Below are 19,262 nucleotides of genomic sequence, written 5' to 3' on the forward strand. Positions count from 1 at the left end.
TCACAGGTAAGAAATTAGCATTATCCTATAGCAGTAGCAAGTACAAATTTGCATAAAATTTTACATATGATAGTAACATGCACAGTTCATATTCACTAATTGTATTAATCACCATAGTAATAAGGCTGGAACATACTAAATGTCCCAGCCTCGCTGCTCGTAACTATCCTTCTGTTGACAATGCTTTATGCAATTCCTCAGTCGAATTGTGCCACATTTCCTCATTATGTTGCTCTAAAAATGCTTTTAAAATGTTTTTATTAGTATCGCCTATATGATCAATAATAATTTCTCGTTTCATTGATTTATCCATCATATTCACATGTTCTGGCATACTTTTATAACCTCGACGGATGCTTTTATTAACTAATAAGTAACATGCTGTCACGCCTGCATAATAAGGTCCATTTTCACCACGTTCCGTAGTTACCCAACATAACCAGTATGGTTTAGCGTCCTCACCTTCAACAGTTTCTTTATCGTTAATCCACTTAACACCCTTTTCAACACTAGCACGTGCATGCATACCACCAATATCTATAAAAGCTTCTTGATTTTGTACATCTATAAAAACTGGTGCAATGTTATCTAAACTAATAGAACCTATGTTAGTACCTTTATGTCCATCCAATGGATCGTTTTTAATAATGTTAAACTTAAATCCTTTATTTTCAGACACTAGCACCACACCTCCTTCTAAATCATTCAATCATTTCTAACTTCCATATTAAATTATATATTTCACTGTCACAATAACTTAGTTTAATTCGTTCAGCAAACTAATAATCGCATTACGCACTTGATCATCTTCTACATTCACGAGTAATTCTTTCGGATAATATAATTTATAATCCTCTCTTTGTATACCGGTAATACTCGAAATAATTAACGATTGGTTACTTATTTCTCTAATTGAACCATTACGTCTCAATAGATGAATAGGTTGGCGATTGGAACCTGGTCGATCATAGTCATATGGTAAATCACTAAATGATTCACTTACGAAATAATAATTAGGGTCTATATCTGCCTGAATAAATAAATCTGTTAACTCAGTAATGGTAATAATTGAACCATCAAACGGCATATGCTTAAATAAATCACGATTAATAAATCGTCGAGCTAAATCACTTAAAATAGTATCCGCTTCATGTACCCATGCTTTTAAATAGTACAAGACGACTACTTCGTCTAAGTCTATATATTGTTCTATCGTCATCGTTTCCTCGAAGAACGGTACAAAATCAGTTGGATACATTTTAAATTGATATCCTTCGTTGTAGAGTTGCTTTGCACGTTTTAAACAATTATTCAATAATACCTCTCCACCACGACTTACTGGATGAAAATATATTTGCCAATACATTTGATAACGACTCATAATAAAATTTTCTACTGCATGCATACCACTTTCTTTAATAAGTACTTCTTCCTTCGAAGGACGCATTAAACGTAAAATACGCTCCATATCAAATTGACCGTACGATACACCAGTAAAATAAGCATCTCTTTGCAAATAATCCATTCTATCAGCATCAATTTGTGATGATATCATTGAGATGACTAATTTATTACTATGCGATTTGTTTATCACATTAGCCACTTCTTCAGGAAATGTCGGTGCTACACGCTGCAACACTTCATTTACTTCAGTTGGTCCAGTAATAATAGCTTGTGTAAAAGCTTCGTGGTCAGTATTAAATATTTTTTCAAAGCTATGTGAGAAAGGACCATGACCTAAATCATGTAATAATGCGGCACACAACGCTAATGGTCTATCATCATCATTCCATGCTTCACGACCTGAAAATGATTCGTCAATAAGTCGACGCACTATTTCATATACACCTAATGAATGACCAAAACGACTATGTTCTGCAGTATGGAAAGATAAATATAATGTGCCTAGTTGCTTGATGCGTCTTAAACGTTGAAATTCTTTAGTTTTAATTAAATCCCAAATAACTTGGTCTTTAACATGTATATAGCGATGTATCGGATCTTTAAATACTTTTTCTTCAGGTAATTTTTGCGTCGCATATGTTGATTGTGTCAAAATAGTCCTCCTATTCACTAATAGCTGAAACGTCTACAGCTTTTTACGCATTAAAGCTAAATCCATAGTTTCACCATACATTACATGCTCATACGACCGAACTACTTCAAAGCCTTTATGTTTATAAAATGCCATCGCTTCATCATTTTTATTATCAACTTCTAAAAATATTTCATCATATTGATCTTTAAACTGGGCAATCCCTTGTTCTAACAAATCAGTGCCATACCCATGATGTTGTGACACTGGTGTCACATAGTGAGCTGATAAATAAAGTTCTGTCCCATAAATAAAATTCGCAAAACCTATAATTTCATCGTTAGATTCAACGACTAAAAACAATTGTGATTCCAAGCGTTTTTTTAAATGCTCTTCATTATATGAAGCAGCTAACAATTCATTAACTGTTTTAGCTGCATAAATATTCAGATATGTGTTATACCAAGCTTTTGTTGCTACATTTCTAATGCCAATAACATCATATGGTGTTGCCGTTCTTACTTTGTACATGTTGCTGTCCCCCTATGTTTGATAGGCTAATTAGTAGCTATATTATATCATAATTCCATCAGTCACCATACGTAAACTATATCGCATGTGACCTTTTATTATTTAACTACCTTTCACATATTCCAATGCATTTGCGACTATACGTATTATAGCGATTTAAATAGGAAAAGAACCGATTCTAAGCAATATATCATCGCGATTGAATCGATTCCTGTATTATATTTATATACCATATTTGTCTTTAATCTTTTAATGTTTGTTGCCATTCACGTGCTCTTTTGAAGGCATATGTGTCCTTCTCGATATCACCTGGTCGTTCCGCTGTACCGATAATATAACCATTGAGTTGACCACCTAAAAAGCCCAAACTGTATTTCATTTGCGCAATACATGGTTTTGCTTTTACTTGAGGACAGTCACCCCCAACAACAATAAGTCTAAAGTCTTTAGTTGCCATTTGTTGTTTAAAATCTGCATAACGCGGGTCCAACAAACTTTCTGACCAGTGATCAATAAAGCTTTTCATAGAAGCAGACACACTATACCAATAAATAGGTGAAGCAAATATCACTGTGTCACTCGCTAATACTTGATCAATAATAGTTGCATAATCATCTTCATAATGATTAATCTCAGTGTCTTCATGACGTAAATCTCTGACAGGATTCAATTGATATGTCGTTAAATCTATCCAATTATATTCATGTCCCTCTAATGCTAATTGCGTCAACTGCGCGGTGTTCCCTTTTGGACGACTCCCTCCAAATAATACTGTAATCATTAGTTTCTCCTTCTATACAATTCTTTTTGCTTAGTGCTTTAGGGCTATTACTCTATCACTCTATATAGGAAATATTTGATCAATTTCTGCAATTTCATCATCTGTTAACTTAACTTCTGTTGTTGTTAAGTTATCAACAACTTGGACTGCACGTTTAGCACCTGGTAAGACTACATCAAGTGATGGACGAGTTAAATAAAATGCTAATACAATGTGTGCAACATCAACACGATGATTGTCTGCAATACTTCTTAATTTATCGACTTTTTCTAAGTTTTCTTTAAATTTGTCACCTTGAAACTCTGGATTTTCTGCACGTAAATCATCAAAAGTTGTATTTTTGTTATACTTACCTGCAAGTATGCCTGAAGCTAATGGGAAGTATGGAATAAAAGTAATTTGATTTGCTGCAGTATACTCAAGCACTTTTTCATTCTCTCTATTTAATAAATTATATTCCATTTGCACAACATCAACGTCACCATTTTTATTAGCCTCTTTCAATTGTGTTAACGAAAAATTGGATACGCCTATCGCTTTAATCTTGCCTTCATCTTTCAGTTCTTTTAATGCTGCAACGGCCTCGTCTTTAGCTGTGTCATCATCTGGAAAATGAATGTAGTATAAGTCAATATAATCTAACTGCAAGCGTTTAAGACTATCCTCTACTTGTTGTTTTAAAAACTTAGGATCATTAGAAAAATGCACATCGCCATTATCATCGAAATAATGTGCACCCTTGGTAGCAATCACAAATTCATCTCTTGGAAATTCTTTTAATGCCTCACCAACTAATTCTTCTGATCGTTCAGGGCCATAGATATACGCAGTATCTAATAAATTAATACCATTTCGAATCGCTGTTCTCACAACTTCTTTACCTTGTTCTTCATCTAAATCATTATATAAATTATGTCCACCTACTGCATTCGTGCCTAGTGCGACAGGAAATACATAGACATCTGATTTTCCAAGTCTTACTTGTTCAGTCATAACTTATTATCTCCTTTTTTGATTACTATTACCTTTTTTAAGACATTGTAACCATTTATATTAATAGTTTAATTAGTTTACATTTTTTTAATACATACTACTTTTATATAGTTAGATTATTTACATACAGTTAATATTGTAAATTCTTTTATAATATATTCACAATATTATGATAACATTTCACAAATTTAATGCTATAGTTTGACACACTTTTTCTTATAAAAATCCATAATTTCATATATATATTAAAAAAACTATATGCACTTTGGTCAAAGTGCATATAGCCTGATCTATGTATGTTATTTTTTCTTTGCTAATTTTTCTTTAAGCTTACGATCTTGTTCTTCTTTACGACGCTTTCGTTCTTCGTTACGTTTTCTCAATCGTTCTTCTTCTTCTGGATCACGTGGTTTTTGTAAATGCTTCGTTACTTTTTCCATTAATTCTTCTTCAGTTAAAGCTGCCAGTGGCCTATTATTGATAAAGGCAAATGTTTTACGCCGTCCGGGACCACAATATGATTGACAACCAATTTCTATTTCAGCTTGCGGATCTAATTTTGACAGCTTGTTTTCTAAAGATTTACAATCAACGCCTTGGCAGTCATCACAAATTAAAAACTTATTGTGCACATTCACCCCACCTTTCATTTTCTAAATAATATAAAATGCGCACAGTTACTTGATGCATTATTGATGCTTAAGTAACACAACTTGATAGATAGCATTTAGTTATCATAACTTTAATTATTGTACGCTTTCTCATAATAATTTCAAGTCTTTCAATACGAAAAACTAAAACGACTGAAACACAAATAATGTTCCAGCCGTTTATCATATATTATTCTCTTTTATGTCCACCATAAATCTGGAGCAGGTTGATTAATGTTTACTGAAGTTAAATTAGCAACTGCTTTTTGAAAACCTTCTTCTATCGACATAATCGGATCTTCATGTTCAATACTAATTACATAATCATAACCATAAGTACGGAGCGCACTAATCATCTCACTCCAAACTTGTGGCGAATGACCATAACCTACAGTTCTAAAAGTCCAAGCACGAGTTGCCACTTCACTATACGGTTGCATATCTGTTAAACCATACATATTAACATTATCTTGATCTATATAAGTATCTTTAGCATGGAAATGATGTATAGCATTTGCTCTACCTAAAATTTTAATTGCTGCTACTGGGTCAATACCTTGCCACCATAAATGACTCGGGTCTAAATTGGCACCTATAGACTCATTAGTAGCTTCGCGCAATTTGAGTAATGTATGAGGTGTATGTACTGAAAAACCTGCATGTAATTCAATACCTATCTTTACATCATGTGCTTGCGCAATTTCTGCTACTTCTTTCCAATAAGGTATTAATTTCTCTTCCCATTGCCATGTGTATATATCACTATATGCAGTTGGCCAAGGTGTTACTGGCCAATTAGGGTGCTTTGCATCATCATCTGAGCCAGGAACTCCAGAGAATGTATTCACTACCGGGACATTGAGCAATGACGCTAATTTAATAGTTTTCACTAATGTCTCATGGGCTAAGTCTGCTTCTGTTTGATTCGGAGACACACCATTGTCATGACAACTGAAAGCGCTAATAGTTAATCCGCGGTTATGGATGGCCGCTAAAAAACTGTCACGTTCCGTTTCGCTTGCCAATAATGCATCAACATCACAAAAATGATTACCTGGATTGCCTCCAGTTCCGATTTCCACTGCAGTCACACCTGCAGCCGCAACATAATCTAACATTTCTTCAAATGACTTATCTTGGAATAATACTGTAAAAACACCTATTTTCATCTTGCATTCCTCCTATTCCATTACTATACTGTGACCTGTTTCACTACTGCGATAAATTGCATCGATAAGCTGATTAACAGTTTGTGCTTCTTCAGGTTGTACTACTAATGTGTCTAGACCTAAACAACTATCTACAAAATTACGCGCCTGTTGTTGAGCTGCTTTATGTTCATCATGAGGCGCATCTGCACTTTCCGTAACAAATGTGCCGTATTTGGGTGTGTACGTTTCAAAAGGATAAACATTTAAGCCACCTTGCTCTCCCGAAATACTTATATGCATTTGATCTGCTTTGACATTTGCAGACCATGAACATTCAAAATGCATCGTTGCTCCATTATCAAAGGTAATAAAACTAGTGACGTGATCATCGACATCAAACGTTTCGTGATTTATTGCGCCCCATTCATTCAGTTGATTCGGCATTTTGCTTAAATTATTATACGTTTTGCTTAACACTTCTACCGGTTTGACTTCGCCTAAAAGCCATAATGATAAATCTAAAAAGTGACAACCGTAATCTATAAGACTACCGCCACCTTGTAATTCTTTATTCGTGAAGACTCCCCAACCCGGTACTTTTCGTCTACGTAGCGCTTGTACACGAATAACTAAAGGCTTACCGACAGCACCTGCTTCTACCGCTAATTTTGAACGTATCGCTGCTTCGGTATAACGATAATGATAAGCAATAGATAACAATTTATTGTGTTTACGCGCAGCTGCAACCATATCCTCACATTCTGTTGGTGTCATGGCCATCGGTTTTTCACATAACACATGGACTCCTGCTTGTAATGCGGCAATACTAATTTCCGCATGAAATTTATTCGGCGTACAAATTGTAACGGCGTCCACATATGGAAATACGTCATTATAATCAGTACATACATGTGGAATGTGATGCTGTTCAGCTATAGACTCCGCTAACTCTTGGTTAACATCATGGACTGCGACCAATTCTACTCTATCGCTCATTTCTGTAAATGCAGGTATATGTCTACCTTGGGCAATACCACCGACACCAATAATTCCGATTTTTAATTTATCCACGTCAAGTGCCTCCTAGAATTATTTTTTTGTAATATGTTCTAATGGTTGAGCATTACCATAATCATGCTTTGGTGTCGCCTGGGGTTGCGCCCATTTCACAGCATTGCGAATCACTTGTTGTACATAATTATTATAATAAGTTGGATAAGTTTCATGGCCTGGTCGGAAATAGAATATTTTACCGTTTCCGCGCTTAAACGTCGCTCCACTTCTAAAAACTTCTCCACCTTCAAACCAGCTAATAAATATCGTTTCATCAGGCGCTGGAATATCAAAATGCTCTCCATACATTTCTTCTTTATCTAATTCAAAATACGACGGTAATCCAGTCGTAATTGGGTGTGTCGGATCAATAACCCATAAGCGCTCTCTATCATCTGCTTCACGCCATTTTAAATCACAAGTTGTGCCCATAAGTGTTTTGAATATTTTTGAAAAATGTCCTGAGTGTAACACAATAAGTCCCATACCATTAAGAACATGTGCTTTTACACGATTGACAATTGCATCGTCAACTTCATCATGGGCTTTGTGTCCCCACCAAATTAAGACATCCGTTTGTGCTAATACTGACTCTGTCAAACCATGTTCTGGTTGGTCTAACGTTGCTGTTGTCACCTTATGCTCATCTGTTAAAAATTGGGCAATGGCTTGATGAATCCCTTTAGGATAAACTTGACGTACCTCTTCATTCTCTTGTTCATGACGATATTCATTCCATACTGTTACTTTCATTTAATCACTCCTCAACTGAAATTTACTTATTGAAATACACTGCTTGACCACTTTGCGCAGATTGATAAATAGCTTCTAAAATTTGAGTAACAACTAGTGCTTCTTGTGGGTCAACTACTGGTTTTGTATCATTCAATATCGCATCAATCCAAGCTCTTGCCTCTACTTCTGCTTCATCTTCATCTTCGCCTTCATAAAAAGCAACACCTTCATTATCTAATGCAATATGCTTCGTATAGAGTTTGCCCATGTCTTCTCCGTGAATACGTAAGCCATCTTTCATATCAGCACCACCTTCAGTACCTGATAATGCACATTTTGCTTCGTCTTCATCTAAAGTGTTCAATGCCCAACTTGATTCTAAAATGATAGTAGCTCCATTAGTCATCTTAATATAACCAAATGCAGAATCTTCGACTGTAAATGCTTCAGGGTCCCAAGAATCCCAAGCATTAGCTGCATTTGCTTTTTGTCCTAGCTTATGAAAAGTTGATCCCATAACCGATTCCGGTTCATAATTATCCATCATCCATAAAGTCAAATCTAAAGCATGTGTTCCAATATCGATGAGTGGTCCTCCACCTTGTTGTTGCTCATCTAAAAATACTCCCCAAGTTGGTACAGCACGACGGCGAATAGCTTGTGCCTTACCTAAATAAATTTCTCCTAAATCACCACGTTGCGTCACTTGACGTAAATACTGACTATCTGTTCTAAAACGGTTTTGATAACCAATTGTCAGCTTTTTGTTATTTCGTTTCGCAGCAGCAATCATATCTTTGGCCTCTGCAGTCGTTTTGGCCATTGGTTTCTCACACATCACATGTTTACCAGCGTCCAATGCTGCAACTGTTATATCTCTATGTGAACTATTCGGAGTACAAACATGAATAACATCAATAGAATTATCTGCTAATAGTTCACGATAATCTGTATAAACACGTGCTTCTTCACTGCCATAGTTATTAGCTGCATCTGTTGCGCGCGCTTGTTCAAGGTCACAAAAAGCTGTTAACCTCACTTCGTCAATAGCTTGTAGACTAGGTAAATGTTTACCATTTGCAATACCACCACAACCAATAATACCAACATTCAATTTCATGTATCTCATCCTTTCACCCTTTTAAGGAAGCGTTTTCATTTTGAGTTATTAAAAAACACAAATGACAATCATTTATGTTGCTATAAAATATTATGTTTGCATTAATCGTAATATAAAAGCTTCATATGACCAATAATTTTGACGTATTTAGAATTTATGTATTAATATTAGAATATATTTCCAAGTAGCGAAAAATTTTCCATGTTAGGTGTGAAATAATCTTTTATGATACTCGATCCTCTGATTAACAAACATTATGATGCTTTAAACGACAACGACTTACATATCATTAACGTTATTCATCAACATATTGACGAAATGGTAACAATGAAAATTCAAGATTTAAGTCACCTTACGCACACATCTATCTCAACCATTCATCGACTAGTAAAAAAATTAGGATTTGAAGGCTACAGTGATTTTAAATTTCATATTAAAATGGAACAACAACAAGCTGTACCCAAGCAACTGGTACATGCACATGCCGTTATGGAGGATGTCCAACGTACTGTGGAACATTTAGAAATGTTAGATTATACAGTGTTAAATCAACGTATTGATCAAGCTGAAATTATTTATATTTTTGGTACAGGCATGGCGCAACAAAATGTCGCCCGAGATGCCCAACGCCATATGCTCTCCATTTCCAAACGTGTTATTATCTTGAATGATGAAAGTGAATTGTTGTTAGCAATCGATCAAATGCGCGATACCGACTTACTTTTTATTATTTCGCTATCAGGCGCAACAAAACATATTGAATATCCAGTACAATTATTAAAAACACGCAACTTACCATACGTATCTATTACAACATTACAAGATAACTTTATAGCACAACATGCTATTTTTAACATTTATGTGAGCACTACGCCAATTACTTTTTTCAACCATAAACAATATTATAGCTTTACACCCTATTATGTAATTTTTGATTATATCGTGCGTACGTACCATGATTATAAAATTGCTCAAGATACATAAAAATGAGCTTGTTAGGTCAAAAGTAGTTGGTTTGATCTAGCAAGCTCATTTCAGTATATTCTATTACTTTTTAGTTTACGTGTTTAGACAATGTTTTATCGTCTACTATTGCCCATGATAAACATTAAATTCTAAAGGAATAACTTCATGTGATTTCCACTCTTTATAGATATGCTTTTTATTACTATCACTATTTATAATACTAATACCACAATCTCCACCGCCAGCGCCGGATGTTTTAGCGGCCCCGCCATGCTTTTCTGCAATTTCACATAGTGTTTTTAAATGTGGCGTTTCAATATCAATCGTCGCTTCATTATCCATTTGTTGAATGATTTTACGATTATGACGAATCATTTGTTGTACACCTTTAATATGGTTAGTTTTAAACGCATGTATGAGTTTTTCCACGCAGGTATGAGATTGCTCTAAAAACTTGCCATAAAAAGTCGGATCTGCTTTTAGCCTTTTCACTTCACTCACTAAATGATGTGATGAAGCAGGCGAACCTGTCCATCCAATTAACACTTCCATATTTTCTGGTGCTTGCAATGGCTCAATATGTAACCCTGGCCAGTTTTTATTTAATACCTCATTGACAGAAGTATCTTCAATTTGTTGCATCACCCATTCGTGATCAAAAGTGCTATAGGCTAACCAACCTGTATACACACTCACTGCAATATCGCCACATGAACTTAGGCTTTGTAATTTCATATTAGCAATGACTGCTAATTTATAAATATATAAATTAGACAATTGCATATCATAAAACTCATTTAATGCTTTTATCACAGAAACTAAAACTGCTGCACTCGAACCTAGTCCATATTTATGACCAGATGCATCATCTAAATTACTATCAATAGTTAAATTAAAATGCTTTAAACTAATATCGTTACTACGTACATATTGCTCAAATACCTCAATCGCAGTAATTACATATTTTAGTTGTTTCGCAGCATGTAAATCTGACACTGCAATTTTGTCTTCTCGTCGCTGAAATGTCACTGGTTCATGATGTAATGTTTTAGAATGTATCGTACCTTGTGTTGCTAACGATGTTGTATCTTCAATAGAAGCTGTCACAAAACGATCTACTGCAATCAATACAGACTTATAGCCAGGTTCTGTAACTGCGTATTCTCCTGCAATATAGAGCTTTCCTGGTGCTTTTACTTGAATCATTTTATCTCTTCCTTATTCTATAATTTCTACTCCTGAACGCGTGATGTCACTTGCGATGATTTGGTGTGGTTCGAAATGTTGGTGTAATTGTTCAATTACATGAGCTTGATTATGTTTTTCCACTAAAATTTTAACATTAGGTCCTGCATCCATTGTGAAATAACATGGATAGCCTAATTCACGGCATTGATGAACCACTTCCATAGCTTGATAGCTTTCAGGCACTAAGTAAGTAAACGGGGGTTGCGCACCTAAATTGGTTGCATGCATTCGTAAGCCATTGGCTTCAATGACTTCACCAAGACCCTTAAAGTCCTTGCGTGATATCGCTTCTTTAACAGCTGCTATATCTTCATCTACATGGTCTAACCAATATTGATAAAACCTTGATGTATCACGTGTTAATGACATACCTGCACGGCTTGATACTTTTTTGAATTTATTATTGATAACAACAAAAATCATCGCTAGGTCATCTTCCCAACGATCGGCATCAATAGGAAAACTATATGATGTTGTATCATCGTACCCTTTTTCCCATTCAACGAAGCCTCCAAATATGCTACGAGATGCTGAACCTGAACCTCTACGCGCTAAACGCGACAGCTCTTTATCAGACCAACCTAATTGTAACGCTTCATTACATGCTGACGCTAAAGCTGCATACGCACTAGCAGATGAGGCTAAACCAGCTGCAGTAGGTACAAAATTTTCACTTTCAATATAGCTATACAAAGTAGTATTCGTCTTTGCTCTCAACATATCCATAAATCGAGTGATTTTTTTACTTTCTGCCGCATTAACAGTTTCACCATTTAACACTAAAGTATCCTCTGTATAAGATTCACTAAATGTCACTTTCGTTTCAGTATAAAACCGCTCTAGAGATACTGATAAACTATTATTCATAGGTAAAATTAAATCTTCATCTGCTTTTCCCCAATATTTTATCAATGCAATATTTGTATGTGCGCGTGCTTTACCGCTTTTAACCACCTTGTTAACCTCCTAAATTTTCAATCCATGTATGCTGCGCTCCAAGCTTTTGAGCGCTTTGTTCAATTTTTTTAGCAATTTCAAGCGTTTTTGCTAGTACTATCATACTGCCACCTCTACCACTGCCAGTCAGCTTACCTGCAACCGCGCCTAGCTTGTTGCTTTCTTCTAAAATTGTTTCAATTTTTTCATGACTTACAGTTAATAGTTTCAAATATTTTTGACACCAGTTAAATGCAGGTGCTAATTTTTCAAATTGGCGTTGTTCAATAGCGTTACGTGCATCATAAACTAGTTTACCAATTTCTTTAATATATTGCAGATATTTTTCCTCAGAAGCACACAATCTATGAACATCTTCTACAGATTGTTTGGTTGAACCTAAAATACCGGTATCAATTACAACCATATAGCCATCTAGGTCTAATGGCTTTAATGTCGTAACACTACCTTGTTTGAACCATACAGGTTTGTTTGACACAATGGTTTGGGCATCTATACCACTTGGTTTGCCATGTGCAATTTGTTCAGACCAATTCGTTTCTGCAATTAACGTTTCATCAGAAAGTGGTTGCTTGATAAAATCATAACTCGCACGTACAAATGCAACCGCAAAAGCAGCACTTGAACCTAACCCTCTTGAAGGTGGCAAATTTGTTTCAGTTGTTATTTTAATTGGTTGTGTCACGTTATGACGTTCAATAAATCTTGAAACCACTGCCTTTAAATGTTCTGGTGCTTCCGCTAGCGAGCCTCTGTAGACATCACTATCAATTTCTGAAGTTGCATGTTGTTCTAGTGAAACTATTGTTGCCTTTACTTTTCCAGAAGTAAATGGAATGGCAATTGCTGGTTGACCAAAAGTAACTGCATGCTCACCAATTAATATCACTTTTCCATTTGCTTCCCCATATCCATATTGTGCCATTTTCTCAATCACCTTTAGATTATTGTTAATTTTCATTCAGTATTTCTCTTTTACTACAGTTCTACTAGGAAGCATGTTTGAAATTTCCACTCCATAAACAGCATTGAATTAGCAGCACTATGGTTGTCTTTGGTGAAAATCAATACTCACTCATCCAAAATTAACACCTGCTACTAATTCATAACCATACTTCTCCATTATAATGCGCAATTATATTATATTCAAAAAGTTACGCTATTTTCTGGTTTTTTATTTTTCAGAAATACTACACTTTTACTATATTACTTTTTTAATTTCTATAATTCAACAAAAAGAAAAAGGTACACTAAACAATCGTGTCCAGTGTACCTTACTACAGCACCGTTTAAGTTAATTTTATTAAAATTACAAAATAATCTTATATATCCATTCGATTATTTAATTTTTCATTACGTGCAATCATTTTGTCAAAGTAGCCATCATAACGTTCCCATTCTGTTTCAGTAATGGGTTCCATATTTAAACGGGCACCTAAATCTTTCATTGCATATAACAATTGGAACATTACGTCTTGGACTGTGATTTCTCTATTCAACAAAGTCTCAAGTGATGCCATATAGTTTGGCTCAATATTAGGATATTTAAATTTTGTTGATTCGCCTTTCAATGCGCGTTCATAAAATGTTTTCATCATTTCAGCGCGTTCAGCTCCAGAACCTTCGACACACAAATAAATTTGTACAGCTATTCCACCACGTACGCGACGTTGTGAAATGCCAGCAAATTTTTTGCCGTTAATACTCAAATCAAATTTACCTGGACAATAAGATTGCGTTATTTCGTGTGTTTCAATTTCTACACCTTCATCTTCGAACATCTTAGCAATCAATAAATACATAACTGTAAAAGCTTCATCTATTGTAGTTTCAGTTTTACCTTTAAATATTAATGAAATATTCAAAATGCCTTGGTCTAAAACTACACCCAGACCACCTGAATTTCTCACAATCGCATTATAACCTTGTTCCTCAGTTAAAAATCTAATGCCATCATGCAAATAAGGTAGTCGTGAATCATGAATTCCTAAAATAACGGTATGCTGATGTACCCACGTACGTACCACATTTGGTGAATCATCATTACCTACACTTTCACAAAAAGTATCATCAAACGCAAAAGATTGCATTGGCGCTAAACCAGAAGAATGATCAATATAACGCCAATCTATACTATTAAAATATTTACTTGCTAAGTCCATTATTGTAGTGCTTGAGCTGCAGTAATGATTGAAAGATTATAAACGTCTTCAGTTGAACAGCCACGAGATAAGTCATTAACTGGAGAGTTTAAACCTTGTAAAACAGGTCCAACTGCATCAAATCCACCTAAACGTTGTGCAATTTTATAACCAATATTACCCGCTTCTAAACTTGGGAAAATAAAGACATTTGCATCGCCTTGAATTTGAGCACCTGGTGCTTTTTTCTTCGCAACTTCAGGAACAATCGCTGCGTCAAATTGGAATTCGCCATCAACAATAACATCTTCTAATTGTGCTTCAGCAATTTTTTCTTGTGCTAATTCAACAGCAGTTGAAACTTTTTCAACATCATCTGATTTAGCAGAACCTTTAGTTGAGAAGCTTAACATTGCTACACGTGGTGACATACGAAATGATTGTGCTGATTTTGCACTCTCTACAGCAATTTCAGCTAAATCTTGTGCTTCTAATGTAGGATTAATTGCACAGTCACCAAAAATATACTGTTGATCATCTTTAATCATAAAGAAGATACCAGATGTTTTAGATACTCCAGGCTTTGTCTTGATGATTTGTAATGCAGGTCTAACTGTATCACCCGTAGAATGTGCAGCCCCACTCACTAGACCTTGAGCTTTACCAGTGTATACAAGCATAGTACCGAAATAGTTCACGTTTTGTAACATTTCTTGTGCTTGTTCTTCAGTTGCTTTACCTTTACGACGTTCTACAAATGCTTCTACTAATTCTTGTTTTAAGTCACTTGTTGCTGGATCGATTAATTCTATTTGAGCAATGTCGAAACCTTTATCTGCTGCTAAAGCTTTTACATTTGCTTCATTTCCTAATAATACTGGTGTCACATAATCTGTTGCTTGTAATTCTACCGCAGCAGCTAACACACGCTCATCTTCACCTTCTGGCAGAACGATTCTGACATTTTTCCCTGAAAGTTTTTCTTGTAATACATCTAATAAAGACATAATAGCCTCCTTGAATTTTTGAGTATAGTTTATAGTGATTTTCCTTTGTCATTATACGTTATTTTGCGATAGAATTCCATGTCACCAATTTGTAAACATTTACTTATGTTATCAAGATACCTTTATGATAGAATTTTCAGTGAGGTATTAAGTATTTTATAAAGGAGCGATTTAAATGCCACAAGCACCTGAAACATTAGATGGATGGTACAGTTTACATTTATTTTATGCAATAGATTGGACTACATTACGTCTATTACCATCTGAAGAACGTCAAGCGATGGTAGATGAATTACAATCTTTTTTAACAACACACGAAGCAGCACGTACAAATAATGTAGGCGACCATGCGCTTTATAATATTACTGGTCAAAAAGCAGACCTATTACTATGGGTACTACGCCCTGAATTAAAAATGTTAAATGCTATTGAAAATGACTTTAATAAATTAAAAATAGCAGATTATTTAATTCCAACTTATTCATATGTTTCCATCATTGAACTTGGTAATTATTTAGCTGGTAAATCTGATGAAGATCCATATGAAAACCCACATATTAAACCACGTTTATATCCAGAACTACCACATGCCGAGTACATTTGCTTCTATCCTATGGATAAACGTCGTAACGAAACATATAACTGGTATATGTTGCCATTAGAAAAACGTCAAGAGTTAATGTATGCACATGGTAAAATCGGCCGTCAATACGCAGGTAAAATCAAACAATTTATTACTGGTTCTGTAGGATTGGATGATTACGAATGGGGCGTAACATTATTCGCAGATGACCCATTGCAATTTAAAAAAATCGTTTATGAAATGCGCTTTGATGAAACAACAGCACGCTATGGTGATTTTGGTAGCTTTTATGTTGGTCATATCCTACCGACATCTGAGCTTGCAACATTCTTTAAACTATAAACAACACCACTATTGTTCGTTGTTAGCACGCTAAACACGTAATTTTTGTACATCAAGCGTAGCGACACAATTTAACTGAGTAAATACTCATTGTTGGGTTGGCTACACTTATGTATAAAGAAAATAGTAAAATTTCAAATATAAAAAAAGCACACTTGTGAGCAAACAAGTGTGCTTTCTGTAGTGTGTCTGGGAGAACATTAATCACCACTTAATAATTAACTGCTGTTTATATTGTCGCTACTCAATATATCAGTAACAGTTAACTATTATTAGTTTATCCGAAATATAAATCGCGCAAACATAAAGTCGCAAAATACATGCTGCACAATATATTTTTTATCTTAATACGACTCCTAACAAAACAAAACACTCATTCCATGTTACAATAAACGAAATTAATCTTACTTAAAAAGCCCAACGCTAAAGAATAAACTATAACTTGGTGATGATATGACAAACATACAATACAATGAAACCTATGAAGAAAAGTTAACAAAAGATGTAATCCTCTTAGCAGGACGTATATTATTAGAATCCGGAGCGGAAGGCACACGCGTCGAAGATACTATGACACGTATTGCCAATCAGTTGGGATATCATGAAAGTAATAGTTTTGTTACTAATACAGTAATCAATTTTATGTTGCACAATGAAACTTATCCTAGAGTCTTTCGTATTAAATCTCGAGACACTAATTTATTCCGTATTTCACGTACTAATGGTGTTTCACGTAGATTAATAGCTGGTTCTCTGTCTTTAGAGGAAGCTTATACTGAATTAGAACAAATCTATACTGAACAAAGTATTCAACATGATTTAGTATTCAAATTTATTGCAGCAAGCATCGTGTCACTGAGCTTTTTATATTTACAAGATGGCAAACTCATAGACATTTTGACTGCCCTACTTGCCGGCTCATTTGGTTACTTAGTTACAGAAATACTAAGCCGTAAATTACATACACATTTTATTCCTGAATTTATGGGCGCTCTAGTTATCGGCTTTATAGCCGTCACAGGCCATAACCTTATACCAGGAGGTTCTGTTGAAACTATTATCATTGCGTCTGTTATGCCAATAGTGCCCGGAGTCCTAATTACCAATTCAATACAAGATTTGTTTGGTGGGCATATGCTGATGTTTATTACTAAGTCTTTAGAGGCTTTAGTTACAGCCTTTGGCATTGGTGCAGGTGTTGGGACAATCTTAATTATTTTTTAGGGGTGCTGATTATGTTTTGGATCTTAAATTTAATTTTTAGCTATTTAGCAGCATTATTTTTTGGTGTCATCTTTGATGTCCCCAAACGGTTATATCATACAACAGGTATCGTTGGTGCATGCGGTTGGATCGTTTACACTATCTTTTATGATACTTTAGAGTTCCATACCATTTATTCAAATTTCTTTGGCGGTTTAGCACTCGGTTTATTAAGTCATGTAATGGCCCGATATAAAAAAGAACCAGTTATTTTATTTATGGTGCCTGGCATCATCCCTCTCGTACCAGGTGGATTAGCTTTTGATGCTACTAAGAATTTAATTCTTATTCAATTTAGTAAAGCAATTAATACAATGCTAGAGGTCACATTAATCGCTGGTGCTATTGCCTTAGGCTTACTCTTTGCAGATCAAATTTCTAAACTAATCATTACTGGAACAAAACGAACGATACGCAAAATCTAAAGCCCCTATAGTATTGCACCTCAATTAAAATATAATTACGCATTAAAAAGACTGTCGACAGTTGGCGCTGAACCCTTAGAATGAGAACTTAATAAAAACACTATGTTCTAGGCTGCTAATTCCCTATATTTTCTAGGGGATAAGTAGCCTAGTTTTTGTTGAATTCGATTATTATTATAGTTTTTAATGTAATTTTCGACAATATCTATTACAATTTGGTTAGAGCTATTGAGCTCATTGTTTATGTAGAAAGTTTCACACTTTAGCGAGGAATGGAAACTTTCTATCGGGGCGTTATCAGCTGGTGTTCCCTTTCGGGACATACTTCTGATAATGCCTTTTTCTTCGCATAATTGATAGTAAGCATAGGATGTATAAACACTGCCTTGGTCACTATGTAGTATGCAATTCTCAGGTATATCTATTTGATTCAATGTATCATTTACTAAGCTTTGACCCTGTTTGTTATCTATTTTATACGCCACAATTTCTCCGTTATAAACATCCATAATTGAAGATAAATACAACATAGAGTTACCGAAAGGTAAATAAGTAATATCAGTTGTTAATACTTCCATTGGTTGGTTAGCTTTAAACTGTCTTTGTAATAAATTATCTGTTTTATAATAAGGTTCACCAATTTTTTTAGATTTTTTAGGTCTAACTCGGCAGTTCAGATTATACTCTCGCATGATTCTCTGAACTCTTTTATGATTAATTGACGCTGAATACAATTGATTAATCAATGCTGTAATTTTGCGATAACCGTAGGTGAAATTATTGTCTTCACATAATTCAATAACTTTTTGAGTCACTTTATCTTTTTCATTGTTCTTATGTTTCCATCTATAGTATGTCGATTGAGGTATTTCTAAAACATCGAGTATCATTTTGATTGAATACTTATGCTTGAATTGATCAACTAATTCTACAATTACTTTGGATACCACTTCCTTTCTAACTCCTTGTACTTTTTTAAAATATCTATTTCAATATCTTTTTTCTTATTATCTAACTTTAATTGTTCTACTTCTGATAATTCTTTCACGCCTTTGCCGTAAGTATATTGCTTGCCTCTTTGTTGATAAAATCTATAAGTTTCACCATTTCGATACCATCGCCACCAAGTTTTTACCTGTGTGCTATTTTTGATATTTAATGCTTCCATAATTTCTTTTACAGTATATCCAGCTTCTTTCATTTCAATCGTTTTATATTTTGTTTCTATTGAATAAGACATTATTTTCATAGAAAAAACACCTCCGTATGATTCATTTTAAA

Annotated in this window: 20 protein-coding genes; 4 read left to right on the forward strand and 16 right to left on the reverse strand. The window is 34.7% G+C overall.

The annotated features are described in order from the left end of the window. Window positions 1-163: 163 nt before the first annotated feature. From MUA37_RS11005 to MUA37_RS11050, 10 genes are all read right to left on the reverse strand, one after another. On the reverse strand, window positions 164-688 hold the full coding sequence (locus tag MUA37_RS11005) for a YwhD family protein (protein ID WP_204171643.1): 525 nt from the start codon (window positions 686-688) through the stop codon (window positions 164-166). 69 nt (window positions 689-757) lie between these two features. Next, window positions 758-2,056 carry an HD domain-containing protein gene (locus MUA37_RS11010; RefSeq protein WP_002510794.1) on the reverse strand — a complete coding sequence of 433 codons (1,299 nt, stop codon included), beginning with the start codon at window positions 2,054-2,056 and terminating at the stop codon, window positions 758-760. Window positions 2,057-2,089: 33 nt separating this feature from the next. After that, window positions 2,090-2,566 carry a GNAT family N-acetyltransferase gene (locus MUA37_RS11015; protein ID WP_002510793.1) on the reverse strand — a complete coding sequence of 159 codons (477 nt, stop codon included), beginning with the start codon at window positions 2,564-2,566 and terminating at the stop codon, window positions 2,090-2,092. Between the two features lie 241 nt (window positions 2,567-2,807). Continuing rightward, on the reverse strand, window positions 2,808-3,347 hold the full coding sequence (locus tag MUA37_RS11020) for a flavodoxin family protein (RefSeq protein WP_002510792.1): 540 nt from the start codon (window positions 3,345-3,347) through the stop codon (window positions 2,808-2,810). A 60-nt stretch (window positions 3,348-3,407) separates the two neighbouring features. Beyond that, window positions 3,408-4,340: an aldo/keto reductase gene (locus tag MUA37_RS11025; RefSeq protein WP_262624591.1), complete on the reverse strand. Its 933-nt coding sequence runs from the start codon at window positions 4,338-4,340 to the stop codon at window positions 3,408-3,410. A 299-nt stretch (window positions 4,341-4,639) separates the two neighbouring features. Continuing rightward, complete coding sequence (locus tag MUA37_RS11030; protein ID WP_002510790.1) at window positions 4,640-4,972, reverse strand: YuzB family protein; 333 nt, start codon at window positions 4,970-4,972, stop codon at window positions 4,640-4,642. A 218-nt stretch (window positions 4,973-5,190) separates the two neighbouring features. Then, window positions 5,191-6,159 carry a sugar phosphate isomerase/epimerase family protein gene (locus MUA37_RS11035; protein ID WP_021459199.1) on the reverse strand — a complete coding sequence of 323 codons (969 nt, stop codon included), beginning with the start codon at window positions 6,157-6,159 and terminating at the stop codon, window positions 5,191-5,193. 12 nt (window positions 6,160-6,171) lie between these two features. Further along, window positions 6,172-7,212: a Gfo/Idh/MocA family protein gene (locus tag MUA37_RS11040; protein ID WP_021459200.1), complete on the reverse strand. Its 1,041-nt coding sequence runs from the start codon at window positions 7,210-7,212 to the stop codon at window positions 6,172-6,174. Between the two features lie 18 nt (window positions 7,213-7,230). After that, a complete protein-coding gene (locus tag MUA37_RS11045; protein WP_262624592.1) occupies window positions 7,231-7,947 on the reverse strand; it encodes a ThuA domain-containing protein in 717 nt (238 codons plus the stop codon). A gap of 22 nt (window positions 7,948-7,969) precedes the next feature. Beyond that, a complete protein-coding gene (locus MUA37_RS11050) occupies window positions 7,970-9,049 on the reverse strand; it encodes a Gfo/Idh/MocA family protein (RefSeq protein ID WP_002510786.1) in 1,080 nt (359 codons plus the stop codon). A 225-nt stretch (window positions 9,050-9,274) separates the two neighbouring features. On the opposite strand from MUA37_RS11050, the gene MUA37_RS11055 reads away from it, so the two are divergent. After that, window positions 9,275-10,033 carry a MurR/RpiR family transcriptional regulator gene (locus tag MUA37_RS11055; protein ID WP_002510785.1) on the forward strand — a complete coding sequence of 253 codons (759 nt, stop codon included), beginning with the start codon at window positions 9,275-9,277 and terminating at the stop codon, window positions 10,031-10,033. Window positions 10,034-10,138: 105 nt separating this feature from the next. Here the strand turns inward: MUA37_RS11055 and MUA37_RS11060 are convergent, their stop codons facing one another. From MUA37_RS11060 to pta, 5 genes are all read right to left on the reverse strand, one after another. Next, the gene (locus tag MUA37_RS11060) at window positions 10,139-11,221 is read right to left on the reverse strand and encodes a phosphomevalonate kinase (RefSeq protein WP_002510784.1); all 1,083 of its coding nucleotides are present in this window, start codon (window positions 11,219-11,221) and stop codon (window positions 10,139-10,141) included. A gap of 12 nt (window positions 11,222-11,233) precedes the next feature. Continuing rightward, the gene (mvaD, locus tag MUA37_RS11065) at window positions 11,234-12,217 is read right to left on the reverse strand and encodes a diphosphomevalonate decarboxylase (RefSeq protein WP_262624593.1); all 984 of its coding nucleotides are present in this window, start codon (window positions 12,215-12,217) and stop codon (window positions 11,234-11,236) included. Between the two features lie 4 nt (window positions 12,218-12,221). Next, the gene (gene mvk / locus MUA37_RS11070) at window positions 12,222-13,145 is read right to left on the reverse strand and encodes a mevalonate kinase (protein WP_262624928.1); all 924 of its coding nucleotides are present in this window, start codon (window positions 13,143-13,145) and stop codon (window positions 12,222-12,224) included. A gap of 397 nt (window positions 13,146-13,542) precedes the next feature. Next, window positions 13,543-14,382: a lipoate--protein ligase family protein gene (locus MUA37_RS11075; protein ID WP_002510781.1), complete on the reverse strand. Its 840-nt coding sequence runs from the start codon at window positions 14,380-14,382 to the stop codon at window positions 13,543-13,545. Further along, window positions 14,382-15,371, reverse strand: coding sequence for a phosphate acetyltransferase (pta, locus tag MUA37_RS11080; RefSeq protein ID WP_262624929.1), 990 nt, complete (start codon window positions 15,369-15,371; stop codon window positions 14,382-14,384). The genes MUA37_RS11075 and pta overlap by 1 nt, the downstream gene beginning before the upstream one ends. Before the next feature lie 172 nt (window positions 15,372-15,543). Between pta and hemQ the strand changes: the two genes are divergently transcribed. From hemQ to MUA37_RS11095, 3 genes are all read left to right on the forward strand, one after another. Further along, window positions 15,544-16,293 (forward strand): hydrogen peroxide-dependent heme synthase, encoded by a 750-nt coding sequence (gene hemQ / locus MUA37_RS11085; RefSeq protein WP_002510779.1) that lies wholly within the window; start codon window positions 15,544-15,546, stop codon window positions 16,291-16,293. Window positions 16,294-16,746: 453 nt separating this feature from the next. Next, window positions 16,747-17,517 carry a threonine/serine exporter family protein gene (locus tag MUA37_RS11090; protein WP_037580256.1) on the forward strand — a complete coding sequence of 257 codons (771 nt, stop codon included), beginning with the start codon at window positions 16,747-16,749 and terminating at the stop codon, window positions 17,515-17,517. Between the two features lie 11 nt (window positions 17,518-17,528). Then, the gene (locus MUA37_RS11095) at window positions 17,529-17,981 is read left to right on the forward strand and encodes a threonine/serine exporter family protein (RefSeq protein ID WP_002510777.1); all 453 of its coding nucleotides are present in this window, start codon (window positions 17,529-17,531) and stop codon (window positions 17,979-17,981) included. A gap of 107 nt (window positions 17,982-18,088) precedes the next feature. Here the strand turns inward: MUA37_RS11095 and MUA37_RS11100 are convergent. Further along, a protein-coding gene (locus MUA37_RS11100) for an IS3 family transposase (protein ID WP_262624594.1) occupies window positions 18,089-19,230 on the reverse strand; the annotation gives its coding sequence in 2 pieces (ribosomal slippage) (window positions 18,089-18,960 and window positions 18,960-19,230; 1,143 coding nt in all). Between the last annotated feature and the right edge of the window lie 32 nt (window positions 19,231-19,262).

The sequence above is a fragment of the Staphylococcus arlettae genome (genome assembly GCF_025560845.1).
Taxonomy (GTDB): Bacteria; Bacillota; Bacilli; order Staphylococcales; family Staphylococcaceae; genus Staphylococcus; species Staphylococcus arlettae.

Excerpts from the sequence above, each read along its gene's own strand:
- MUA37_RS11095 (WP_002510777.1), top strand. The coding sequence starts at position 17,529 with ATGTTTTGGATCTTAAATTTAATTTTTAGCTATTTAGCAGCATTATTT.
- MUA37_RS11075 (WP_002510781.1), bottom strand. The coding sequence starts at position 14,382 with ATGGACTTAGCAAGTAAATATTTTAATAGTATAGATTGGCGTTATATT.
- MUA37_RS11045 (WP_262624592.1), bottom strand. The coding sequence starts at position 7,947 with ATGAAAGTAACAGTATGGAATGAATATCGTCATGAACAAGAGAATGAA.
- MUA37_RS11050 (WP_002510786.1), bottom strand. The coding sequence starts at position 9,049 with ATGAAATTGAATGTTGGTATTATTGGTTGTGGTGGTATTGCAAATGGT.
- MUA37_RS11055 (WP_002510785.1), top strand. The coding sequence starts at position 9,275 with ATGATACTCGATCCTCTGATTAACAAACATTATGATGCTTTAAACGAC.
- MUA37_RS11060 (WP_002510784.1), bottom strand. The coding sequence starts at position 11,221 with ATGATTCAAGTAAAAGCACCAGGAAAGCTCTATATTGCAGGAGAATAC.
- mvk (WP_262624928.1), bottom strand. The coding sequence starts at position 13,145 with ATGGCACAATATGGATATGGGGAAGCAAATGGAAAAGTGATATTAATT.
- hemQ (WP_002510779.1), top strand. The coding sequence starts at position 15,544 with ATGCCACAAGCACCTGAAACATTAGATGGATGGTACAGTTTACATTTA.
- MUA37_RS11020 (WP_002510792.1), bottom strand. The coding sequence starts at position 3,347 with ATGATTACAGTATTATTTGGAGGGAGTCGTCCAAAAGGGAACACCGCG.
- MUA37_RS11025 (WP_262624591.1), bottom strand. The coding sequence starts at position 4,340 with ATGACTGAACAAGTAAGACTTGGAAAATCAGATGTCTATGTATTTCCT.
- MUA37_RS11015 (WP_002510793.1), bottom strand. The coding sequence starts at position 2,566 with ATGTACAAAGTAAGAACGGCAACACCATATGATGTTATTGGCATTAGA.
- MUA37_RS11090 (WP_037580256.1), top strand. The coding sequence starts at position 16,747 with ATGACAAACATACAATACAATGAAACCTATGAAGAAAAGTTAACAAAA.
- MUA37_RS11035 (WP_021459199.1), bottom strand. The coding sequence starts at position 6,159 with ATGAAAATAGGTGTTTTTACAGTATTATTCCAAGATAAGTCATTTGAA.